We start from the raw sequence: 21448 nt of genomic DNA on the forward strand, positions 1-21448 counted from the left end.
CTATGGCTACATCCCCAGCACTCACTAAACCCGATTTTAACTACGAAACGGCAACAATTCGCCTCACAAGTCCGATGTTACATATTGGTTCTGAGGTATCTCAACTCAGCCCCTTTGAGTATGTGGATACACCGGAAAAAGTGTATTTACCCAATAGTGATTTATTGGCGCGGGAGTTACTCCGGCGGGGGCGTTTAAATGACTATATTGGCAATATTGAACGGCGTGAACCGATTACGGATATTTTAGAAACGAGTTTTGGGGATAATTGGCCGCAGGCTAAGGCTGTTACTGGTGAGCGCATTTTTCCGGCCCATCTTGCTAGTCGCAATTGGGTGGAGGGCAATATTACGGATCTACGGCCGATGATTCGTAATGGGATGGGACAGTTGTATATTCCCGGTTCATCGATTAAGGGGGCGATTCGGACGGCTATTGCTTACCATCTTCTCAAAAATGCTGATCAGTATCATGTGTCACCCAATAAGCGGGTGAGTGAAATTGAAAAACAGCTTCAAGCTTCAATGGGAGATTTAAGGCGGAAAGCAAAGTTTTATGATGATAAAGCTTTTATGGATGAGTTATTTACTAATTTTACACTGAAGGATAATCGCGGTAGTGATAAAATTGGCCCGAATACAGATTTTATGCGGGCAATTCATGTTACTGACTCTGAACCGTTAATCTCAAAAACTTTAACCGCGAGAAATGGTAAAAAGCAGACTTTTAATATTGCTGTGGTGGGTGAGGTTGTTATTTCGAGTCGTTTTCCGGATTGGAAGGCAAAGTTTAAGGCTCCGATTTATGCTGAGTTGTTAAATAATGTGCGTAGTGAATTAACTATTACATTGGATCGTCATTTATTGGCACAGTTTCAGCATAAAAATGGAATGAAGCTGCCTTTTGAAAATTTGGATCAGCTTTTAAGTATTTGTCAAGGGTTTGCTCGGCGGCAATGGGAGTTGGAAGCTGAATATTGGGCAAAAATTGGTAATGTGAACGACTTGAATATTGATTTGCTTTGGGATAAGTATTATTCAAAGCCTGATTGTGATTATGACCTGCGTTTAGGGTGGGGAACCGGGATGATGGGGACAACAGTCGGGAGTTTATTTGAGCCAGAATTATGCTCACAAATTCGGGATACTTGTGGAATTCCAGCACCGGGTTTTGAGGCTCCGAAGTCGCGGCGAACGGTGAAGGATGCCAGGGGTGAATTGCGTTATCCTTTGGGTTGGGTGAAACTTAAGAAGCTTTAAAATGATGCTGATTCGTGCTAGTTGGCAACTGACTCCGGTTGAGCCGATTTCTTTACCCCGTGCCTATGGGTTGGAGTTGGTGAAGATGGTTCATGAAAAAATGGGGTTAAGGTTGGGGGATGAGGCGGTTCCGAGTACAAGTTTTGCGGGATTGTTGGGGCAAGCACAGTATGGGGGGGATTTTGTCCGCTTTGATGCTGGCGAAAGGTATCAAATGATGTTGGGGGGCTTGTGTGCGGAGAGTAGTCAGCGGATTTTAAATCTCGATTTGGGGGAAAAGTTGGCATTTTTAGGGGCTACTTTTGCGGTTGCTGATCCGGTGCAGGTTGTGACGAGTTATGAGCAACTTTATACGGAGCAGGTGGCCCAAGAGCCGGAAGCGTTGCGGGAGTTTTCGTTGCAATTTCTCACGCCTACGGCGTTTTCGCAGCAGCGTTTACATTTGCCGTTGCCTGTGCCGACGTTGATGCTGCGGAGTTGGCTGGAGCGGTGGAATCATTTTGCGCCGGTTTTTTTGGGGGGGGATGAGTTGGTGCAATATTTTGGGGAGGCGATCGCTCTCAAGCGTCATCAGATCCGCACGCGGACGCATTCTCTGCACCGGGGTTATCTGAATGGGTTTGTGGGGGATGTGACGATTCAAGTGCTTACCCGTACTGATCCGCTGTTGGCGAATGTGGCGCATTTGTTGGTGAACTATAGCCAGTTTGCGGGAACGGGGATGAAAACTCGTTTGGGAATGGGTAAGGTTGTTGTGTTGAATGCTGATGGGTGATCAATAATGAAGGGGAGTTTTAGGTTATGTTCACGGCTGTTCAAAGAATTGTTGAGAAGTATCAAGCTTTGGGGATTATGAAGGCGGGTGAAATTTTGCTTGAGCCTTCGGTGGCTTTGTCTTTAATGCAGGAGCTTCAGCAAGAGAATAATCGCATTTATGGTGTGGATTTTTGGTATTATCGGGATGGTCAGCTTGTTGAGGATTTCAACTCTTTGGATCTGAGTGATGTTAAAGATCCGCAGGCGGCTGCAAGAATTACGCAGGTCTTTTTGTCTGAATATTTACCGAAAAATATTGTGTTGGTTTCTTTGGTTTTTGATGATGATTAGTGGTCAATATCAGAGGGGGAAAATAGAAACCGGGTTGAGTTGATCGGTTTGTTTGTGGTCGAGGCTATGCCAAAAACCCGGTTTCTTCATCGCAAAATAACCTGTAGGGGCGCAATGCTTGCGCCCTCCGGGTTTCAGTCCCCTTGGCGGGGATTTTAGAATTGTGACTCAGGATTCACAGTCCTGATGATTACACCGATGGGGTTTCAGTCCCCTTGGCGGGGATTTTAGCGTTGTAACCTCTTATCGTCCCGGTGATCCTAAACCCTATACGTTTCAGTCCCCTTGGCGGGGATTTTAGCGTTGTGACTTTCTCCATCGTCCCGATGTTCCGGCCTCTAACATGTTTCAGTCCCCTTGGCGGGGATTTTAGCGTTGTGACGTTGAAGAAGCAATCGAAACCGTTAATGCTGTCACGTTTCAGTCCCCTTGGCGGGGATTTTAGCGTTGTAACAGGGTGCAAAAACTGCTACGCCGAGGGTGTGGCGTTTCAGTCCCCTTGGCGGGGATTTTAGCGTTGTAACGGGATTTGATGGATTCTTGTGGCGCAACCGAACCGTTTCAGTCCCCTTGGCGGGGATTTTAGCGGTAACAAACCTATGAAACACAGGATTTTATCGAGTACCGGTTTCAGTCCCCTTGGCGGGGATTTTAGCGTTGTAACGTCGCACCGTCAATACCCAAGCAAGGGAGGTCTAATGGTTTCAGTCCCCTTGGCGGGGATTTTAGCGTTGTAACGTTTCCGTTCCGCACTCCCACTGAGAGACTGCCTGGTTTCAGTCCCCTTGGCGGGGATTTTAGCGTTGTAACTTTTTCAGCGAATTTTCGGCGGCCCCAGTATGGAGTTTCAGTCCCCTTGGCGGGGATTTTAGCGTTGTAACTCTGGTGGCGGGGCTTGTTGACGACATTGCGGTACTGTTTCAGTCCCCTTGGCGGGGATTTTAGCGTTGTAACTGCCTACCTTTACCTTGCCACCGATGGCACGGGGTTTCAGTCCCCTTGGCGGGGATTTTAGCGTTGTAACTGGGAATTTACCGAGGTTGAATTTAAACCGGGGACGTTTCAGTCCCCTTGGCGGGGATTTTAGCGTTGTAACCAGACCAGCATCTTCTCCGAGGGCAAACATGGGGAGTTTCAGTCCCCTTGGCGGGGATTTTAGCGTTGTAACGAGGGGATCGGAACAATTGGAACATTTGGGGCAGGTTTCAGTCCCCTTGGCGGGGATTTTAGCGTTGTAACGTAACACGACGCTCTGCATCCTCCCACCATTGCCAGGTTTCAGTCCCCTTGGCGGGGATTTTAGCGTTGTAACCAAAAGTTACCACTGCAAAATTGCCTTCACTAATCGTTTCAGTCCCCTTGGCGGGGATTTTAGCGTTGTAACACGATTAACGCTGAAGTTGATACTGAGGGTGTTATGTTTCAGTCCCCTTGGCGGGGATTTTAGCGTTGTAACCTTGAACAGTCTTTTTGAATGCCACGAAGCGATCGTTTCAGTCCCCTTGGCGGGGATTTTAGCGTTGTAACGCAAAAATGCCGCCCGACGATAAGCACACAATTCAGGTTTCAGTCCCCTTGGCGGGGATTTTAGCGTTGTAACCTATGATGGTAGAAGCAGGTTGGATTTATTACGGTGTTTCAGTCCCCTTGGCGGGGATTTTAGCGTTGTAACCCACCGGGCGACATTCTTCACCGAGATGATCCCTGTTTCAGTCCCCTTGGCGGGGATTTTAGCGTTGTAACGGTGCTGTATCGCTCTCCCCGTCAGGGTTTGGGTTTCAGTCCCCTTGGCGGGGATTTTAGCGTTGTAACGCCCTGATGACCGCCTTACCTGTGAGGATACCGGGGTTTCAGTCCCCTTGGCGGGGATTTTAGCGTTGTAACTACTATTCTGGATTTTAGTATTGGGAATATCCTGCAGTTTCAGTCCCCTTGGCGGGGATTTTAGCGTTGTAACTCAACATCCTCAACCTTGGAGGCCGCCAACTCTTGAGTTTCAGTCCCCTTGGCGGGGATTTTAGCGTTGTAACCGCCCCCGATTTGTGAGCAAGAAAATTACCGCAGAGGGTTTCAGTCCCCTTGGCGGGGATTTTAGCGTTGTAACCAAGAAACCCGTGAAGGTATGGCTAAATTTATGATGTTTCAGTCCCCTTGGCGGGGATTTTAGCGTTGTAACTATTCATATCGGGGTGAGTTAGTCCACAATATGATTGTTTCAGTCCCCTTGGCGGGGATTTTAGCGTTGTAACGGTAAATAATGGCTTTCAACCCTAACAAAATGGTTTCAGTCCCCTTGGCGGGGATTTTAGCGTTGTAACTATTTAGACGCTACAAGCACTGCAAAATGGCTATGGGTTTCAGTCCCCTTGGCGGGGATTTTAGCGTTGTAACGAAAAAACGGGGACAATGGCTGACATTCTATAGGGTTTCAGTCCCCTTGGCGGGGATTTTAGCGTTGTAACAACGGATTAACGGTTTAGGATTCTCATTCACAGGGGTTTCAGTCCCCTTGGCGGGGATTTTAGCGTTGTAACTTTTGTACACAAATCATCCGTCAGCTAAGTACAAAGTTTCAGTCCCCTTGGCGGGGATTTTAGCGTTGTAACCACAGATAAAACACATAAATTCAAAGAGGAGTTGGAGTTTCAGTCCCCTTGGCGGGGATTTTAGCGTTGTAACGTTGGCCCGTTGCAAGCTCACCACCTCCTGAAGGGTTTCAGTCCCCTTGGCGGGGATTTTAGCGTTGTAACTAAGATAAGGCAAGATAGCTCAACTACGGCGACAGGTTTCAGTCCCCTTGGCGGGGATTTTAGCGTTGTAACGGTATGTTTTTTCCACTGCCTGACGAATTTTGACGTTTCAGTCCCCTTGGCGGGGATTTTAGCGTTGTAACGTTGACTAAAAAGCCAACAATCTCCAAGATGGCTGTTTCAGTCCCCTTGGCGGGGATTTTAGCGTTGTAACTCAGCCCCAAAACGTCTAGGGCTGAGAGTTTAAAGTTTCAGTCCCCTTGGCGGGGATTTTAGCGTTGTAACCCCGTTAATTATGAGGTGGCAGATACCACGGGTTTCAGTCCCCTTGGCGGGGATTTTAGCGTTGTAACATTTTGGCTACTCAGGGAAGCGATGCAACGAGGGGTTTCAGTCCCCTTGGCGGGGATTTTAGCGTTGTAACCTAATGCCGTTGCCCCCTCTGGGGTGGTGACATTTGTTTCAGTCCCCTTGGCGGGGATTTTAGCGTTGTAACAGATGTTACCGATTACCAAACCCTCACTCCTGATGTTTCAGTCCCCTTGGCGGGGATTTTAGCGTTGTAACTATCCCGCTCCACCGGCCATTCAGCCCAATTTTTAGTTTCAGTCCCCTTGGCGGGGATTTTAGCGTTGTAACTGTGGTGTGGTTACGAGTCTGGCCATGGCGCGTTTCAGTCCCCTTGGCGGGGATTTTAGCGTTGTAACAGCGCCCTCCAGAACCCTTGCCCGGCAAAGCTTTCAAGACCAACTTGCGCGAACCTCGAAAAACTTGCCCCTTCAGTCCCCCCATCATACCCCCAAACCTCCCCAAAAAACAACCAAAACCCCAAAAAAATCAACCCTTCCAGCAACCTGCGCGAACCCCCCCAGAAACTCACCACCACTCCAGGTTCGCGCCAAACCCCCCACCAACAAACACAAAAGAGGGGCGAAAATACTCGCCCCCCTAAAAAATTAGCCTTCAGCTAACTGCACCTTAACAACGCGGTTCACCGCCTCATCAACCTTCGGCAAATGTAAAGTCAAAATGCCATCCTTGAAATTCGCCGTCACCTTATCATTTTGGATCGCCACCGGGAGTGAAATCACCCGTTTAAATTGGCCATAGCGGAATTCAGAATGGTAAATTCCCTTTTCCTCACCTTGGTTTTCACTGCGATACTCACCCGTAATCGACACCAGATCCCGCGTCACACTGATATCCACATCTTGAGCCGCAATCCCCGGCAATTGCGCCCGCAAAATCAATTGATCTTCTGCATCTTTAAGTTCAACCGCCGGTTTCCACAGCGCCGCCTCAGCGAGGCCATTATTCGCCACTTCTTCAAAAAGGTGATCCATTTGGCGACGCAAAGTATCAATTTCAGAGAAGGGTTGCCAACGAATGAGAGCCATAATTCAAACCTCCAAAAAATGCATTGCAATCTTTGCTTGACAATGACATCATCGCTAATTTCTTCTCACTTTTGCAGTCGCAAACACCGAATCTGGAAGGGCAAAAAACCGTAATTCAGCGAGGGCGAAAAATTTTTCGCCCCTACAGGGTGGCTTTGGCCCGTTGGGTGGCTAACTGTTGGCGGATCTGCTGGTGGTAATCCTTCGTGATGGGGTAGAAACGGGTCAGGACAATGCCCAGGCAAAGGATGAGGATGGGCAACGGGCCGACGACCAGACGAATGGCCAACAAAGCCGTATCCGGCTGGATGGGGATCGGTTGACTGGGGAGCCGCTCGATAAATCCGGCGATTTGTAACCCTTGACCCACCAAAAACACCGCAAACGCTAACCCCAACTTTTGCAACAACACCATAAACCCATAAAACAACCCCTCCCGCCGTTGGCCGCTGTGGAGTTCGTCGTATTCAATCACATCGGGAACCATCGACCAGGGAATGAGATAGGCCACTGATACCCCCATCCCGGCTAAGATCGCTAGGCTGTACATTAAGCCCGTTTGACCCGGTTGCAGTAGCGATAGGCCCCCTTGGGCCACGATCCAAATTGCCGTCCCTAGGTAATAGACCTTTTTTTTGCCCAGGTGATTACTCACCGGCCGCCATACAAACAACATTCCGAGGGCCGTTCCTTGGACGGCGATCGCCACCATCGGGAACGATTCCTCCGGCATCCCCATCCAACTCACCACAAAATAAATCAAAATTGAGGCGGTTAACTGCACCGCTAACCAGGAGCAGAGATAAATGCCAATAATGTAGAGAAAGGGGCGGGTATTAAAAACCACTTTTAACTGACTCAAAATGGGCAGACTGGGCTGGGCAGCGGAGCGCGATCGCGCCTGACTCGCCGCCTCGCCAATCAGATGGGCTTCGGGACGGTTAAAAATCATCGTCAGCCCAAAGGCGATCAACAGGATACCCAACAACAACCCCGCTAAAGCATTCCAATTGAATAGCCCCCGCAGAGTCGCCACAATCCCCCCCGTCAGTCCAAGGGTTCCCACCGTGACTAAGCCATAGCCTAAATTCCGTCCCCAGGTTTTCGGCAGGATCGGATCTGCCCCCCGCTCCCGCATCCGCAGCGCACACCAGAGAATCGCCACCACCGCAATTAAAGAGCAGAGCAATCCCAAGGATTGGAACCGTTGGAGGGGATCATCGGGGTAGAGGCTAAACATGATCTGCGCGATTACCAACGACAGGATACTGCCCCCGATGGAAAAGGCCATACGAAAACTATTGAGGGAGGTGCGCTCGTTGTAGTCCTCCGTCAGTTCCGGCGTGAGGGCGGTATAGGGGAGGTTGACGGCGGTGTAAATCAGGTGAAAGAAAATGGCGATCGTGACATAGTAGGCAAACAGGCCCCATTGATTCGTGGTGGGGTCGGGGCTGAATTGGGGGATTTGCCATTGCAAATAAAAACAAATCCCAAAGGGAATCGCGCCCCCCACCATCCAGGGAATCCGCCGCCCCCAACGGGTACGGGTGCGATCGCTCCAAATTCCGGTGAGGGGGTCGTTAATCGCATCCCAAATTTTGCCGATGGCGAGGACGGAACTGGCTAAACCGGCGGGGAGGCCGGCGACGTTGGTGAAGAAGAAGAGCAGGAAAAAGATCAAGACATTGGCACTCATGGCAGTGCCGAGATCCCCCGCACCGTAGGCCAGCTTGGTGGTAAACGTGAGACGTTCGTTAACGATGGGGGGATCGGTGTTGAGATCAGGGGATGAGGTCATGGTATGGGGGGGAAAGGCGATCGCATCATCACAAATTCAGCCTTTTGGGCTGAAATTTGCCATACTCAATTGAAATTCTTTTCCCCCACAATATACGGCAGGACTATGGCGGATCTTTATGTGTCTTGGTCGGAGTACCATCTCAAAATTGAACAGTTGGCTGCCCAGATCTATCATTCAGGTTGGGAGTTTAACCAGATTGTTTGCATTGCCAAGGGGGGGTTGCGGCTGGGGGATATCCTGTGCCGCTTGTATAATCGCCCCCTGGCCATCCTGATGGCGGCTTCCTACAGTGGGGAAGGCAATCGCGTCCGGGGAAAAATTCGCTTTTCTGACCATTTGGCAATGACGAGTGAGACATTGGGCGATCGCATCCTCCTCCTCGATGATTTAGCAGATTCGGGCGTGAGCCTGCGGGAATCCCAACGCTGGCTGATGACTCAATATGGCACAGCGGAGACGGAAATTCGCACCGCTGTCCTCTGGTATAAGGCTTGTTCGGTGTGTAAACCGGATTATTACGTTGATTATCTTGCCGATAATCCCTGGATTCATCAACCCTTTGAATATTACGAAGAAACCACCATTGAAGCGATCGCCGCCCGCCATGGGGCCGCCACCCCAGCCCCCTAGGAATGGAGCCAACGGTGGAGGAGCCAACCGAGGATAAACCCTAAGCCCCCGTAGCGGATGATCTGCCAGAAGGGTTCTTTGAAGCTGCGCCATTGGATCAGACGGCTTTCGAGGTTGAGGGCGATCGCCTCAATCTGCCTTTCAATCTGGGCCAGTTCAGTTTTCCAAGCTGGGGGTTGCTTGGTTTTCACCTGTTGCCGCTGGCTTTGCAGTTCCGTCAACGTCGCTTGATCCTGAAGGACTTGGGCAAAACGGTCTTTGAGTTCTTTTAGGGCAGCATCGGCGGCGGCGATCGCCTGTGCAAATTCCTCTTCACCCTCCATGGTTTCCCCCTGATCTGCGTCTCTTTCTATACTGGAGAAGTTCCTCCAGAATTCTCAACCATTTTATGATCCCCGCGTCTTCTCTCAACAATACCCTGCATTCCTCCACCCAAACCCCCTTGGCATTGGCCCAAGCCCTCGCCGCTCAGTTGGCGATCGCCCCCAATGATTGGCATCGTTTAAAGGGCGATCGTCGCGCCCAAGCCCAACAGCAGATCACCGCCGCCCTCGTCTTCCTCCTCAACGACCAACCCCAAGAAGCCCTCACCCATCTTCAGCAAGCCGTCGGCTGGCTCGATCGCTCCCTCAAAGCCCCCCCCTGCCCCACCCACGGCTCCCCCACCCAAATCTCCCTAAAGGATTGAGGGATTTCGCATGGGTATTTTGGCGATTCGGGCTGATGAGCGGGTTAAAGATGTATCTTTCACCGCCGATCTGATTAGCGTTGATCTCATGGATGGACGCACGATTAACGTTCCGCTCATTTGGTATCCAAGACTCTTTAACGCTACACCGGAGCAGCGAGAGGCTTGGCAAATCTGTGGCGGTGGTTATGGCCTCCATTGGGAAGCCCTTGATGAAGACCTCAGCACCGAAGGGATGTTACGCGGCGCACCCGCTCCCCAATCCTGAAAGGATGCCGAATGATGTAGGGGCGTTGGCGTAAGCCTGCCGGAGGCACAAAAATTTTTCGCCCCTATACAGATCAATCGTATAAACAGATTTCCAATCACCCGAAAAAATCGGCTAAAAAAAAGCGTTAACGCCAAAGGGAGCGTTCACGCTTAACTCGTTTTGAAAGCCTCAGTTGGGTTCCTTCTCGGTTCCAATGGACTTGATCAAAAATTTGATACAACAGGCATAGCCCCCGCCCGCCCTCAGAACATTCATCGGGTAATAGATCCTCAGGATTCGCCGGACAACGGGGGGTTGCACAAAAGCCCTCCCCTTGATCGGTGATCACCCAAGAATAGAGATCATCGGCAATGGAAAACTGGACAGAAACCTGCTTACTGGGATCTAGCCCATTACCATGCTTGGCCGCATTGACTAACGCCTCTTGAAGGCCTAGGCGCAGTTCCGGCTCATATTCTGGAGGAACTTTAGCAAGGAGCAGGTCAAGAATGGGACAAAGGTAGAGCGTTGAAGCGAAGCTCATCGTCTGCCAGTCTTGTTTCCGGGTTGGCAAAGAAATCGCAATCACACGAAATGACCTCCAGCTTTAAAAATACAAATGAATTTGGGCGTTTTACCCCACAGATTGCCTCGAACAGGGGCGATTCAAGGGTAGGCGAGCAAAAATCCAACGCAGTTTTGAGCAATCATGAGTGGAATTGGCTAGAGATAAAAGACTAATGGGTGAAGCGTTTGCCAGTTGTACCTCCACAGCGCAACGACGATGGCAATCATGGTTTTAAATCGTCAGTTTGACTTCACCGTTCAGCCTCTACTATAACAAAAATTTTCGGAAAATGGCTAGATCTTACCCATTGACAAATAGTTAATTGTATGCACTTTTTATAATTGGCCCAATAAAGGCAGCGTATTTACACACGCTGCCCTTAAAGGCTGGCTTTACTGAATATCGGTAGTACGGGGATTTCTGTCGCTGCAAACGCAAATTCGCCCTCTCAACAGCCGCAAAACCCGCACATCACCCCCTAGCTCATCGCTTGGATGATGTAGTCAAAATAGGGAGCTGTGGCTTCCGCATCTTCACTGGTCAGGACACCGAGGGCGGCATCTTTCAGGCAACGCACGGCTTCCACCATGCCCGCGACAGGCACTTCGAGGGCGTTGTACATTTCCTTCACCCCGATTAAACCGATGGTTTCGATGGGGCCTTTATCCCCGGCTAACACCCCGTAGGTGATCAGCCGCAGATACCAGCCGTAATCTCTCAAGCAGAGGGCCCGTTGTTTCTGGCCAAAGGCGTTGCCGCCGGGGGCGATGAAGTCGGGTCGTTTCCGCCACAGTTCTTTGCTGGCTTTTTCGACAATCTTTTTTTCATTTTCAGCAAGGCTTTCGGCGATGCGAATGCGCTGCATACCCGTTTCTAAAAAGCTGCCAATGCTCCGGAGTTCGCCGCTACTGGGGTAGCGGAGTTGATCATCGGCTTTGAGAATAACTTGGCTAACTACGCTCATCTTATTGTGATAGATTCAAATACCACCTGTTAGTTTAGCGACAGTTGGCAATTCTCAGGAAGTGAACCCCCTTGGACTGCGGGATTCCGTCGCCTGCCTGTAATATTTTGTAATAAAACCCCTATGTCTGACCCCGCCAACCTGTGGCAACAGGGCCATTTGCTCGATGTGGATGTTGTTGATCTGAGCGATCGCGGTGATGGGGTGGCCCGTTGGGGCGATCGCGTTATCTTTATCCCTGATACTGTACCGGGCGATCGCCTTCAAGTGCGGCTCACCCATGTTAAGCCCCAATACGCCCACGCCAAGCTTGTTGAACTCCTCACCCCTTCTCCCCAGCGGATTCGCCCCCGCTGTATTGTGGCGGATAAATGTGGGGGCTGTCAGTGGCAACACATTGACGATGCCGCCCAAGGGGAGGCCAAGGTGAACTTGCTCACCCAAGCGCTGCAACGGATTGGCGGTTTTCAAGATTTGGCGATCGCCCCCCTTCTCAGTGGTGATCCCCTGCATTACCGCAACAAGGCCACCTATCCCCTCAGCCGCTCCAGCCACAACCAAGGGGTACAGGCGGGCTATTACCGCAAGGGAACCCATCAGGTGGTGAATTTGAATCAATGCCCAGTGCAGGATCAACGCCTTGATCCCCTCTTGGCAGAGGTGAAGCAGGATATTGCCAGCCAAGGCTGGAGCATTTACAACGAAGAACGCCACCAGGGACGATTACGCCATTTGGCTCTGCGCATTGGCCGGCGTACCGGAGAAATGCTCTTAACGCTGGTGAGTACGGAGGAAACCTTAACGAATATTGAGGAGCAGGCCCAAGCTTGGATGACCCGCTATCCTGACCTGGTGGGGGTCTGCATTAACCACAATCCCCAGCGCAATAACATCATTTTTGGCCCCGATACCTATACGATCGCTGGTCGTTCCTATTTGGCGGAACAGTTCGCGGGGTTGACGCTCCATTTGCGGCCGGAAACATTTTTTCAGGTGAATACGGAGGTGGCGGAACAATTGTTAGGGGTGATTGAGCGACAGTTGCAGTTACAGGGAAATGAGGTGCTGTTGGATGCCTATTGTGGCATTGGTACGTTTACGCTGCCCCTAGCGCGGCAGGTACAGCGGGCCATTGGCGTGGAATCCCAAGCTACGGCCATCACCCAAGCTAAAGCCAATGCCAAGCTGAACAATATTCAGAATGTGCAATTTTATGCCCAAACCGTGGAAAGTTGGGTGTACGACAGAGAAGGAATTGCTGATGTGGTGATTCTTGATCCGCCGCGCAAAGGGTGCGATCGCACCGTCCTCGATAGTCTGCTCCGACTCCAACCCGCCCGCATTGTCTATGTCAGTTGCAAACCCAGCACCCTAGCACGGGATCTTCAGCACCTTTGCAGTACCGGGCAATACAAAATTGAGCACATTCAACCGGCGGACTTTTTCCCCCAAACCCCCCACGGGGAGGCGGTGGCCTTCCTAGAGCGGGTCACGGCGGAATAGAGCGCGGTACACCGGCTGGCCTTTGCGGAATGTGGCCAGTTCCCGCTCGGTGGGAACGGGGAGGGGATTTTCCGCCAGCCAGGGTTCTGAATGGGTGCGGGTAAAGGCGGCGTGAGTGTGGAATTGATCCGCCATTTCCTGGGCGATCGCCCCCACATCGGACTGCACAAACACCCGCGCCCCTAAGGGCAAAATTTCCGCTAACAATCCCACCAATTCCGGCTGCACCACCCGGCGTTTGGCGTGGCGTTGCTTAAACCAAGGGTCGGGGAATTGGATCGAGACCCATTGAATGCTTTGGGGGGGGAGAGATTGGGCGATCGCCCCTCCATCCCGATTCACATTGCAGAATAAATAATGCAAATTATCCAAACCCCGCTGATCGCGAATCCGATTCGCCTCCGCCACCAGCGGCTCCCGAATCTCCAAACCCAGGAAATTCCAATCCCCTTGGGTTTCCGCCATCGCCAGCGTAAACCGTCCCCGCGCACAGCCAATATCCAAATGGAGGGGCCGGTTGAGATCGCCATAAACCTCGCTCCAATCGGGCAAAGTGACGGGTTGCTGATATTTCTGACTAAGGGGATTAACGTGCTGACGGACGCGGACTCTGGGCATGGGTGAGAAGTGGGAAGTGGGAAGTGGGAAGTAGGGGCGAAAGGTTTAATTTTTGCGCCCCTAACCCGATCAATCGTACCATTGAATCGATAGGCCCCCACTGGCCCCCGAAGACCAGCCCAAATCAATCCCCACAAATTTCATCGCTGATTGCCCAACGGATCCGCAAACGTGTTCATTTCACCCCCGCCCACCCGTTGATAACTTTGCGGCTGATTGGCGGCATTGAGGGGCTGCTCCCGGCGTTGATTGCTGGAGACTGGCGTTTGTGCCTGGGGTTGAACCGTGGGAACCGTGGGCGTATCGCGACGGCCCGTAGGGGCGGGCATTGGGACAACCGTCGGCGTGGAAGTGGCATTGCGACTGGTGCGACTCGGAGGCGGCGTGGGGGCCAACGTACCATCAGGGTTGAGATTCCCCATCGTCCCTGAATGACTGGGATTACTGACAGGATTATTTAAACCTTGATTATTCGGGTTTTCATAGCGAGAGGGTTGCCCATTGCCATTAGAAGCCGCCGCCTCTGTAGAGGTACTCGGTGGATTGAGGCGATTGAGGGCATCCTGGAGGGGACTGGTGGGGGGAGGCGTGGGATTATTGGCCTTGAGGGCCGTTTCTAATGCCGAGGGGGTAGGGGTTGCTGTTGGGCTGTTGGTTGCCGTTCCATCCGCAGGATCAGCTTCAGCCGGGGGCGGACTAAAAAAGGGATTATTGGCATCCTCCCGCACCTCCTCGGCATTTTGGGACTCCATGAACTGATCTAAGAGGCTCGGTTCATCACTCTCATTCAGGTTTACAGGCTTTTCCCCACTGCCCGTATAGTCACTGCCCGATCGCCCAAACCAAAAGGACAAATCCCCCGACTCCGCATCCTGCTCTAAGTCAGCCCGGCTTAAATTCGGGTTGAGCTTCAAAATATGCTCAATCCAAGGGTTATCCTCCCGGCTTTCCGACAACCAGTTGGGGTTTTGGCTATAACTCCACAGCGAGCCACTCAGCAACACTGTCACCACTGCCGGAATGATGATACTCGGCCGCTTATAGAAGGGGGGCGGCGCGACGTGAACCTCAAGGTGAGGGTGATGGGGATGATGGGAAGGGGACTGATGGGGCTGCATGGCCGTAAATTCCAGTTGCACCGATACCTTCAGTTTAGGCCATCCCTCTCGAATCGGCCCCTACCGGGCCACTTGTAACAGAATACCGCCCCCTAAAACTAAGCCCAAAACATTGGTTAACCAAGCGGCGGGAATGGGGTCTAGCACGCCTGCCACCCCTAAGGCTCCGGTGGTGGTGAAGAGCGTGTAATAGCAGAAAATCATCACCACACTAATCGCAAAACTGGTGGCCTTTCCCCCTTGCGATCGCGTCCCTAACGCCGCCCCCACCAAGCCAAAAATCAAACAGGCAAAGGGAAAGGAAACCTTTTGATGGAGCCGCACCATGATTTTGCGCCGCTCCTGGGGATCGCCCCCTTGATCGAGAATTTTTAAGTATTCCCGGGCTTCGGCGATCGTCATTTCCGTATTATCCCGCACCCGTTGGGCCAGATCAAAGGGGGTGCTGGGCAGTTGCAACTGTTCCCGTTCAAACCGGAGGATATTGCGAAAGGAACCATCGTTAGAGAGGAGATAAATCACACCATTGAAAAAATCCCAGCGGTTCCGGCCGGGATCCCATTGAGCCGATTCCGAGGTGATGATCTGGCTGACTGTGCCTTCACTGCGATCGATCACCGTCAGGTTGTGCATCGCATTGCCATCATACTGTTCGGCATAGAAGAGCCGTTTTAAAACCTGGCGATGTCGTCCTTGGTCATCGACGATTTCCCCATATTCCGGGTAAAAAATATTGTTTTCTTGGAAATTGGGGCGATCGCCCGTTAAAGCCTGTTCCAAGGTGAGGGCGGCGTAATAATTAGCCCGGGGAACCACCACATCATTGAATAAAAACGTCAGGATCGTGACCGCCAAACTAATGATCACCGCCGGGAAAACAATGCGATAGACACTGGTTCCCACACTCCGCAGGGCAATCAATTCACTATCCGCCGCCAAACGGCTATAGGCCATCAATGTGGCCAAGAGGATCGACATCGGGAAAGCATAGGCAATGAACTGGGGCGCACTCAACAGCGCCACCTGCATCGCCACCGATAGCGGCAAACCAAACTCCGTCACCCGCCGCACCAAGTCAAACAACACCCCCACCGCAAACCCCAGGGAAGAAAACAACCCCACCCCAAACAGAAAGGGGGCCATAATTTCGCTGATGATGTAGCGATCGAGGACGGAACCGGGGAAAGTAAAGCGGGGAAATCCGAAAGCCATAGGGTCAGCGGTACAGAGAAAGAGGTGAACTAAATGCGAAAATCCTCACCTAAATAATATTGACGCACGAGGGCATTATTGTAGAGTTCATCCCCCGTGCCAGCGGCAAGAATTTCGCCCTCCCGCATGATATAGGCGCGGTCGGTAATGGCGAGGGTTTCCCGGACGTTGTGATCGGTGATTAAAATCCCCATGGGGCGATCGCGCAGTTGGGCCACCATTTTTTGAATTTCCGAAACCGCAATGGGGTCAACCCCGGCAAAGGGTTCATCCAGTAAGAGGAATTCCGGGCCATCGCTGCCAGTGGCCAGGGCGCGGGCCAATTCTGTCCGCCGCCGCTCCCCCCCAGAAATGTGGCGACTTTTCGTTCTCGCTACTTGTTCGAGGCGAAATTCCCCCAGGAGTGTATGGAGGCGACGATGGCGTTCCTTGGGGGAAAGGGGCCCCTGTTGGAGCACCAGTTCAATATTTTCCTGTACCGTTAGGTTGCGAAAAATACTGGCCTGTTGGGTGAGGTAGCCGATGCCCAGGTGCGATCGCTCGTTTAAGGAGAGTTTGGTGATTTCCCGATTGTTCAGCCAAACGGAGCCATCATTGGGCCGGATCAACCCGGTGGCCATGTAGAAAGTGGTGGTTTTCCCTGCGCCATTGGGCCCCAAAAGTCCGACAATTTCCCCTAAAGAAACCTGGACGCTGACCTGATTGACCACAACCCGCTTACCGTAGGACTTTTTAACATTTTTGAGGTAGATGGTCATGGGCTGCTATTGGCCGCTCTCCGGTTGTTTTAAGGCCGGTTTGGGGTTGAATGTGGGGGTTGGGGGGCCAGCGGGGGGGGTAGCGGGGGCTTCGGGGTCGGAGATGATATAGATCGATTCCACTTGCCGATTGGCTTGGGGCGTGGCCACAAACCGCCCTTCATCGATGAGATAGGTAATCGTTTCCCCCCGAATGCTGTTGCCCTCCTGGAGGACGTAAACATTCCCCGTCATGACAATGCGCTGCTCGCGGCTGAAGTATTGGGCCTGGGCAGAAGTGGCTTGAATTTGGCGGGCGGGATAATCAACGCGGACATTGCCGGTGGCGGTGATAATCCCGGTGATTTGGTCGGCTTCTTGGCGGTCAGAGCGGACGGTGATCGCCCGGCCATCCTGGGCGATCGCCCCTGGCATCATCGTTGAGAGGGCGATCGCCCCCCCTGTGCCAATGGCAAAAAGGGTAGCCAATAATTGACTGGTCTGGTGTTTGAGCATGAGCATAATTTCAACCCGATAAAAATCTCCCAAGGCTTCTAGATCTGCTTTTCAGCTTTCCAGTTCCCCATCCGGTGGAGAATGGCAAGGGATGATCTGAGGGAGAGGGGTAGGCCCTAGTTCTATCCTATCGGAGGACTGTTGGAGATGGTGTAGTAAATTTAGCCCTGCGGTCATCAATTGGGCCACATCAATGCCCCCATAATCCGGTTGATAATCCCGCAGTCGTCGCACCCCTTCCCCCAAGAGCATCACCGCTCCCCGTCGGTTCTCGTTTTCCAGGTGGTAGCAGGCGACGGCCACTTGGAGAATACCCTGATAAAAGGTTTTTTCTGGTTCTAGGGCCTCAAACCAGAGGGCTTCGAGGGTATCGTGGCAGGCGTAAAATTCCCCTCGATTGAATTGGGCGATCGCATCTTCAAAGGCAGTGGGCAGCATGGGGGTAATGGTGAGGATCCCCCCTGCCCCCCTTAAAAAGGGGGGTTCTGAATATTCAACCCCCTGATGAAGGGGGTCGGCGTAGCCGGGGGGATCGTGAGCATTAAGGCAAAGCGGGATCCCCCCTGCCCCCCTTAAAAAGGGGGGTTCTGAATATTCAACCCCCTTATGAAGGGGGTCGGCGTAGCCGGGGGGATCGTGAGCATCTAAACGAAGTGGGTTTAACCCGCCAAACTTTCCCGAACCTTGATGATTTCTTCCATCGTGATATCCTGCTTATCCCCAGCAAAATCATTATCAGGGGTAATAAACAGCATACAGTGGCATTCCTTGCGCTCCCGCATCGGCACACAGGGGCAATTCCAATAGGCAGCTTTGACTTCCGCTTCTTTGTCCTCGTAGTGACGGCAAGGACAAAGGGGCGAACCCAATTCATCCTTATGGCGGGCTAATCCTTCAATCACCACAGCCGTCACGGAGGGATCAATACAAAAATAGGTATCTGTCCGTTTAGCGTAGGTTTCAGAAAAGCTTTTCATCGCTTCGAGGGTCTTCTCGGTGTTGGAAGACGAACCGTTGGCAGAAGTCATAGGATTCTATAGGGTTAATACTGGATGTTCCCTAAGGATTGTACCATTTTCGGGGTTGGCTCCGGGGCAGCACAAGAGGGGGAGGGGCAAAAAATTGCAATCTTGCCTCGTTCCTTGGCTCTGCCAAGGAATGCCCTCATGGAGGCTCTGCCTCCATTCGTCAGGCCGCACGAGAGGCAATATTTAGGCTTCCTCAGCCAGTTCTGCATCAATCTCCACTAATAACTGCGAGGCGAGGGTGTAAAGCTCCCGGTGGCAGGGGCCATTACTGGCCATTAAGCCCCCCCATTGATTGACATCCCCTTGGTTGTAGCGCAGTTCTGCCCCTGTAAAACTGGTGAACTGGCCCCCCGCTTCCGTGAGAATCAATTCCGGCGCGGCAAAATCCCAATCCTTGGGGGCGGATTTCCCAGAGAGGGAAATGTAAACATCGGTGCGTTGTTCGAGAATCGTCGAAATTTTACAGCCCACACTGCCGACATATTGGCGATCGCCAAAGGGCATCCGCTCTAACATTTTATTCAGCCGTAGATCGCGATGGCTGCGACTGGCCACCAACACCAGATCCTCAATGCGGCTATGGCTGGAGGGACGGATGGGGGTACGGTGGCGATCGCGCCCCTCTGCCGTTGTCCCTTGACCCTTAATCGCAAAATAGAGCTTTTCCGTTTCCGGGATGACGACAATGCCAATTTGGGGCCGGCCTTGGTAGGTGAGGGCGAGGTGAATGGCATATTCGCCAGTTTTTTCAATAAAATCCCGCGTCCCATCCAAGGGATCGATAATCCAAACCCAATCCTCCGGTTTGGCTTCCATCTTCACCAAATCATAGGTTTCCTCACTGAGGTAGCCAAAAGGTTCATCTGTTAATTGGGCTTGGAGATGTTCGAGAATATAATGATTGGCGGCCAGATCCGCCGCTGTCACCGGATCGCCGGTTTTATCCTGGATGTTGAGATCCCCCTCGCCCCGGTAATAGGCCCGCAGCACATCCGCCGCACCCCAAGCCACATCACAGGCGATCGCCCCAATCTCAGCCAGTCGATTCTCAATCATCACAACTACCGATAAAAACTCAGTTCCCATTCTATTACCACCCTTGGTGTGTCGATCTGGGAGATGTGCTCAAATACCCTTAAAAATACCCTTAATGCGTAGGGGCGAAAAATTTTGTGCCTCCGGCAGGCCTACGCCAACGCCCCCATACCTCTCAATGCTCCCGCCAAATTCCGTTTTAAAACAAAGGGGAAGGTTTCCCTTCCCCTTTGCGTTTTGAAACTTGGTAAATCCAAGATCAAACATTGGTAGATTGCTGTTCTAGAGAGAGCCATCATTGAAATTGTTAGAACTAGAAGTATTGTCGAGCCAATCAAAAATGCGATCCAACTGCTCGAGCGTGATTAAGCCGTATTGCCAAAGAATCATGGGGAACGAGCCAGGATGCTTCTCAAAAGACCGCTGGGCGATGGCAATTGAATCTTTGGAAAGGGCTAATTCATCGTGTAAGAACTTGATTAAACGCGGATAGGTTCCAGTTTGCATTGTTAATATCACCTCCTGATGACTGTTGTTGATTGTGGATGGTAGGGTTAAAAGCCGATGGGCAACTCGGCCACTGTCTGATCTGTCCACTATCAGCGGATCGCAAACAAAGCCTGAAAACAGATCAATCCTGATCTGGTCTGGCTAGATCCCCCCTGCTCAGGATGAAGCCGTCGAATCCATGGATCAATTTACCCTCATCGCCCCCAATCTGAAAATCAGCAGGGGAGCCAAAGGGTCAAGCCCGATAGACGGCACACCGTTGCAGGCGGCTCTATCGATCTGAATTGCGTGTGGCGGCTTGAAAACTGGCTGGGCTTGAGCCACGCTCACCGGGGAAAGTGGGGCTAAAAAGCACCGGCAACCCCAATAAACCGGGGGAATCAAACCGAAGCGATGGGGGATCTTAATCAGATAGTGTAGCCGATTTTACACTATGCGGGATCTTTTGCAACCCCTAAGGCGATAAAAATTCTAATTCAACCCCATCACCCACCGCCAACCCCATCGCTTCCGCCCGGCCCCCCCGCAATTCAATGACATGATCCACCAATTGATCCGGGCCATAGGTGGGGCAGGGTTCACCGCTACAGCCGGGAACATTTTGAGCAATCTCAATAATTTCCCCCTGATAGATAAAGACCATATCTAAACCAATCGGCACATTTTTCATCCAAAAGGAAACCTGACGGGGGGGGTCAAAGGGAAAAATCATGCCGCGATTGTCCGGTAAGGATTCTGCTTGCCGAAACATTAAGCCCCTTGCTTGCTCCTCTGGTGTGGTGGCCACTTCTAGCTCAATGGCAAGATCCACCGCTTCAAAACGGGCGATCGCCCCAATCGGTAACAATTGCGGAGTTGTATAGGGTTCAATGACAAATTCTTTGGCCACCGTGGGGCTGGGGGTGGGGACAGACTCCACCTCTAGGGGTGAGCAGCCGAAAAAACTCAGGCTTAATCCCACCATCAACACCACAATTTGTTTTTGCTTGTTTTGTTCACGCATCGGCTTATGGAAATGGAATGGCGATCGCCGGGCCGGGGAAGGTTAAGCATCTCGCAGAACATACCCTACACCCCGCACGGTTTGAATCAGACGTTTTTCTCCCTCATCTTCAATTTTGAGACGGAGATAGCGGATATACACCTCAATGACATTAGATTCCCCGACAAAATCATAGCCCCAAACATTTTCTAAAATTTGCTCGCGAGTGACCACATCACGGGGATGGAGCATCAGATATTTCAGGAGTTCAAACTCCTTCATCGTTAGATCAAATTCCCGATGATTGCGGATCGCCCGTCGGGTGGTGAGATCCAGCACCAAATCCCCAAAGCGTAACTGCTCCTCATTTTCCTGAGGGGGTTGGAGGTAGAACTGAATTTGCGAAAGGACGCGATCGCTCCGGTAAGGTTGCACCAAATAGTCATCCCCCCCCGCCTCCAAACAGGCTACCCGGTCTTCAACCCGCTCCATCGCCATGAAAAACAAAATCGGCAAGGTTTGGCCCTGCCTGCGCCATTGGCGACAGAGATGCAAGGCCGCTTCCCCCAGTTGGATGTGATCAATGACCACCAACGCTGGTTTCAAGGCCGTGAACTGCTGGGCCACCCGGTTCAAGCTCTCACTCACCACCGGGTCATAACCCGCCGCCAAGAGATCCTGTTCGATCTGTTGACCAAAGCGGCTATCGGTCGTCACCACCAACACACAGGGCAATTCGTTGATCATCACATCCCTTCCCTTGAACCCTGAATTT

23 protein-coding genes and 1 CRISPR repeat array are annotated in these 21448 nt (G+C 51.9%); of the genes, 7 read left to right on the forward strand and 16 right to left on the reverse strand.

Features of this window, described 5'->3' with window-relative positions; all coding sequences use genetic code 11:
- Positions 1 to 2: 2 nt before the first annotated feature.
- From csm5 to VB712_RS14450, 3 genes are read left to right on the forward strand one after another with little or no spacing between them, the layout of a single operon-like run.
- Positions 3 to 1259, forward strand: coding sequence for a type III-A CRISPR-associated RAMP protein Csm5 (gene csm5 / locus VB712_RS14440; RefSeq protein ID WP_323255894.1), 1257 nt, complete (start codon positions 3 to 5; stop codon positions 1257 to 1259).
- Positions 1260 to 1263: 4 nt separating this feature from the next.
- Entirely contained in the window at positions 1264 to 2034 is a 771-nt protein-coding gene (gene cas6, locus VB712_RS14445; RefSeq protein ID WP_323255897.1) for a CRISPR system precrRNA processing endoribonuclease RAMP protein Cas6, read from the forward strand.
- A gap of 26 nt (positions 2035 to 2060) precedes the next feature.
- Positions 2061 to 2366, forward strand: a complete 306-nt coding sequence (locus VB712_RS14450; protein WP_323255899.1) for a hypothetical protein — start codon at positions 2061 to 2063, stop codon at positions 2364 to 2366.
- A gap of 131 nt (positions 2367 to 2497) precedes the next feature.
- A CRISPR array of direct repeats spans positions 2498 to 5823; the repeat unit is 37 nt; unit sequence GTTTCAGTCCCCTTGGCGGGGATTTTAGCGTTGTAAC.
- Positions 5824 to 6072: 249 nt separating this feature from the next.
- Here VB712_RS14450 and VB712_RS14455 read toward each other — a convergent pair.
- The gene (locus VB712_RS14455) at positions 6073 to 6513 is read right to left on the reverse strand and encodes an Hsp20/alpha crystallin family protein (protein WP_323255901.1); all 441 of its coding nucleotides are present in this window, start codon (positions 6511 to 6513) and stop codon (positions 6073 to 6075) included.
- 142 nt (positions 6514 to 6655) lie between these two features.
- Positions 6656 to 8311, reverse strand: a complete 1656-nt coding sequence (locus VB712_RS14460; RefSeq protein WP_323255903.1) for an MFS transporter — start codon at positions 8309 to 8311, stop codon at positions 6656 to 6658.
- Positions 8312 to 8416: 105 nt separating this feature from the next.
- Here VB712_RS14460 and VB712_RS14465 point away from each other — a divergent pair, with 105 nt between their 5' ends.
- Positions 8417 to 8944: a phosphoribosyltransferase gene (locus tag VB712_RS14465; protein WP_323255905.1), complete on the forward strand. Its 528-nt coding sequence runs from the start codon at positions 8417 to 8419 to the stop codon at positions 8942 to 8944.
- Here VB712_RS14465 and VB712_RS14470 read toward each other — a convergent pair.
- Positions 8941 to 9267, reverse strand: a complete 327-nt coding sequence (locus VB712_RS14470; RefSeq protein ID WP_323255907.1) for a hypothetical protein — start codon at positions 9265 to 9267, stop codon at positions 8941 to 8943. The genes VB712_RS14465 and VB712_RS14470 overlap by 4 nt on opposite strands.
- A 65-nt stretch (positions 9268 to 9332) precedes the next feature.
- On the opposite strand from VB712_RS14470, the gene VB712_RS14475 reads away from it, so the two are divergent.
- Together VB712_RS14475 and VB712_RS14480 are read left to right on the forward strand one after the other, a co-directional pair.
- Positions 9333 to 9632: a DUF6439 family protein gene (locus VB712_RS14475; RefSeq protein ID WP_323255909.1), complete on the forward strand. Its 300-nt coding sequence runs from the start codon at positions 9333 to 9335 to the stop codon at positions 9630 to 9632.
- A gap of 10 nt (positions 9633 to 9642) precedes the next feature.
- Positions 9643 to 9900, forward strand: coding sequence for a DUF2442 domain-containing protein (locus tag VB712_RS14480; protein ID WP_323255911.1), 258 nt, complete (start codon positions 9643 to 9645; stop codon positions 9898 to 9900).
- A gap of 127 nt (positions 9901 to 10027) precedes the next feature.
- On the opposite strand, the gene VB712_RS14485 is transcribed toward VB712_RS14480, so the two are convergent.
- A complete protein-coding gene (locus VB712_RS14485) occupies positions 10028 to 10471 on the reverse strand; it encodes an ATP-binding protein (protein ID WP_416236354.1) in 444 nt (147 codons plus the stop codon).
- Positions 10472 to 10928: 457 nt separating this feature from the next.
- On the reverse strand, positions 10929 to 11414 hold the full coding sequence (locus VB712_RS14490) for an allophycocyanin subunit alpha-B (RefSeq protein WP_323255915.1): 486 nt from the start codon (positions 11412 to 11414) through the stop codon (positions 10929 to 10931).
- 123 nt (positions 11415 to 11537) lie between these two features.
- Between VB712_RS14490 and rlmD the strand changes: the two genes are divergently transcribed.
- Positions 11538 to 12917, forward strand: a complete 1380-nt coding sequence (gene rlmD, locus VB712_RS14495) for a 23S rRNA (uracil(1939)-C(5))-methyltransferase RlmD (protein ID WP_323255917.1) — start codon at positions 11538 to 11540, stop codon at positions 12915 to 12917.
- On the opposite strand, the gene trmB is transcribed toward rlmD, so the two are convergent.
- The 11 genes from trmB to nblR form a co-directional block, all read right to left on the reverse strand.
- On the reverse strand, positions 12894 to 13535 hold the full coding sequence (trmB, locus tag VB712_RS14500; protein WP_323255919.1) for a tRNA (guanosine(46)-N7)-methyltransferase TrmB: 642 nt from the start codon (positions 13533 to 13535) through the stop codon (positions 12894 to 12896). The two genes, rlmD and trmB, sit on opposite strands and share 24 nt — an antisense overlap.
- Before the next feature lie 140 nt (positions 13536 to 13675).
- Positions 13676 to 14674 carry a hypothetical protein gene (locus VB712_RS14505; protein ID WP_323255921.1) on the reverse strand — a complete coding sequence of 333 codons (999 nt, stop codon included), beginning with the start codon at positions 14672 to 14674 and terminating at the stop codon, positions 13676 to 13678.
- A gap of 39 nt (positions 14675 to 14713) precedes the next feature.
- Positions 14714 to 15865, reverse strand: coding sequence for an LptF/LptG family permease (locus VB712_RS14510; RefSeq protein WP_323255922.1), 1152 nt, complete (start codon positions 15863 to 15865; stop codon positions 14714 to 14716).
- Positions 15866 to 15894: 29 nt separating this feature from the next.
- Complete coding sequence (lptB, locus tag VB712_RS14515) at positions 15895 to 16623, reverse strand: LPS export ABC transporter ATP-binding protein (RefSeq protein WP_323255924.1); 729 nt, start codon at positions 16621 to 16623, stop codon at positions 15895 to 15897.
- A gap of 6 nt (positions 16624 to 16629) precedes the next feature.
- Complete coding sequence (locus VB712_RS14520; RefSeq protein WP_416236360.1) at positions 16630 to 17118, reverse strand: LptA/OstA family protein; 489 nt, start codon at positions 17116 to 17118, stop codon at positions 16630 to 16632.
- 51 nt (positions 17119 to 17169) lie between these two features.
- Complete coding sequence (locus VB712_RS14525) at positions 17170 to 17556, reverse strand: DUF309 domain-containing protein (protein ID WP_323255928.1); 387 nt, start codon at positions 17554 to 17556, stop codon at positions 17170 to 17172.
- Between the two features lie 221 nt (positions 17557 to 17777).
- Positions 17778 to 18146: a ferredoxin-thioredoxin reductase catalytic domain-containing protein gene (locus VB712_RS14530; protein WP_323255930.1), complete on the reverse strand. Its 369-nt coding sequence runs from the start codon at positions 18144 to 18146 to the stop codon at positions 17778 to 17780.
- Between the two features lie 183 nt (positions 18147 to 18329).
- Entirely contained in the window at positions 18330 to 19202 is an 873-nt protein-coding gene (locus tag VB712_RS14535) for a 3'(2'),5'-bisphosphate nucleotidase CysQ family protein (RefSeq protein WP_323255932.1), read from the reverse strand.
- 261 nt (positions 19203 to 19463) lie between these two features.
- Complete coding sequence (locus tag VB712_RS14540; protein ID WP_323255934.1) at positions 19464 to 19688, reverse strand: DUF2949 domain-containing protein; 225 nt, start codon at positions 19686 to 19688, stop codon at positions 19464 to 19466.
- Positions 19689 to 20145: 457 nt separating this feature from the next.
- The gene (locus tag VB712_RS14545; protein ID WP_323255936.1) at positions 20146 to 20694 is read right to left on the reverse strand and encodes a DUF192 domain-containing protein; all 549 of its coding nucleotides are present in this window, start codon (positions 20692 to 20694) and stop codon (positions 20146 to 20148) included.
- A 42-nt stretch (positions 20695 to 20736) separates the two neighbouring features.
- Positions 20737 to 21423 carry a response regulator transcription factor NblR gene (gene nblR / locus VB712_RS14550; RefSeq protein WP_416236355.1) on the reverse strand — a complete coding sequence of 229 codons (687 nt, stop codon included), beginning with the start codon at positions 21421 to 21423 and terminating at the stop codon, positions 20737 to 20739.
- Positions 21424 to 21448 lie beyond the last annotated feature (25 nt).

It is taken from the genome of Spirulina sp. CCNP1310 (genome assembly GCF_034932185.1).
Lineage (GTDB): Bacteria > Cyanobacteriota > Cyanobacteriia > Cyanobacteriales > Spirulinaceae > Spirulina.

Bases quoted from the DNA above. Each gene is read 5' to 3' on its own strand.
- csm5 (WP_323255894.1), top strand. From the start codon at position 3: ATGGCTACATCCCCAGCACTCACTAAACCCGATTTTAACTACGAAACG.
- cas6 (WP_323255897.1), top strand. From the start codon at position 1,264: ATGCTGATTCGTGCTAGTTGGCAACTGACTCCGGTTGAGCCGATTTCT.
- VB712_RS14450 (WP_323255899.1), top strand. From the start codon at position 2,061: ATGTTCACGGCTGTTCAAAGAATTGTTGAGAAGTATCAAGCTTTGGGG.
- VB712_RS14455 (WP_323255901.1), bottom strand. From the start codon at position 6,513: ATGGCTCTCATTCGTTGGCAACCCTTCTCTGAAATTGATACTTTGCGT.
- VB712_RS14460 (WP_323255903.1), bottom strand. From the start codon at position 8,311: ATGACCTCATCCCCTGATCTCAACACCGATCCCCCCATCGTTAACGAA.
- VB712_RS14465 (WP_323255905.1), top strand. From the start codon at position 8,417: ATGGCGGATCTTTATGTGTCTTGGTCGGAGTACCATCTCAAAATTGAA.
- VB712_RS14470 (WP_323255907.1), bottom strand. From the start codon at position 9,267: ATGGAGGGTGAAGAGGAATTTGCACAGGCGATCGCCGCCGCCGATGCT.
- VB712_RS14475 (WP_323255909.1), top strand. From the start codon at position 9,333: ATGATCCCCGCGTCTTCTCTCAACAATACCCTGCATTCCTCCACCCAA.
- VB712_RS14480 (WP_323255911.1), top strand. From the start codon at position 9,643: ATGGGTATTTTGGCGATTCGGGCTGATGAGCGGGTTAAAGATGTATCT.
- VB712_RS14490 (WP_323255915.1), bottom strand. From the start codon at position 11,414: ATGAGCGTAGTTAGCCAAGTTATTCTCAAAGCCGATGATCAACTCCGC.
- rlmD (WP_323255917.1), top strand. From the start codon at position 11,538: ATGTCTGACCCCGCCAACCTGTGGCAACAGGGCCATTTGCTCGATGTG.
- trmB (WP_323255919.1), bottom strand. From the start codon at position 13,535: ATGCCCAGAGTCCGCGTCCGTCAGCACGTTAATCCCCTTAGTCAGAAA.
- VB712_RS14510 (WP_323255922.1), bottom strand. From the start codon at position 15,865: ATGGCTTTCGGATTTCCCCGCTTTACTTTCCCCGGTTCCGTCCTCGAT.
- lptB (WP_323255924.1), bottom strand. From the start codon at position 16,623: ATGACCATCTACCTCAAAAATGTTAAAAAGTCCTACGGTAAGCGGGTT.
- VB712_RS14520 (WP_416236360.1), bottom strand. From the start codon at position 17,118: ATGCTCAAACACCAGACCAGTCAATTATTGGCTACCCTTTTTGCCATT.
- VB712_RS14525 (WP_323255928.1), bottom strand. From the start codon at position 17,556: ATGCTGCCCACTGCCTTTGAAGATGCGATCGCCCAATTCAATCGAGGG.
- VB712_RS14530 (WP_323255930.1), bottom strand. From the start codon at position 18,146: ATGACTTCTGCCAACGGTTCGTCTTCCAACACCGAGAAGACCCTCGAA.
- VB712_RS14535 (WP_323255932.1), bottom strand. From the start codon at position 19,202: ATGATTGAGAATCGACTGGCTGAGATTGGGGCGATCGCCTGTGATGTG.
- VB712_RS14540 (WP_323255934.1), bottom strand. From the start codon at position 19,688: ATGCAAACTGGAACCTATCCGCGTTTAATCAAGTTCTTACACGATGAA.
- VB712_RS14545 (WP_323255936.1), bottom strand. From the start codon at position 20,694: ATGCGTGAACAAAACAAGCAAAAACAAATTGTGGTGTTGATGGTGGGA.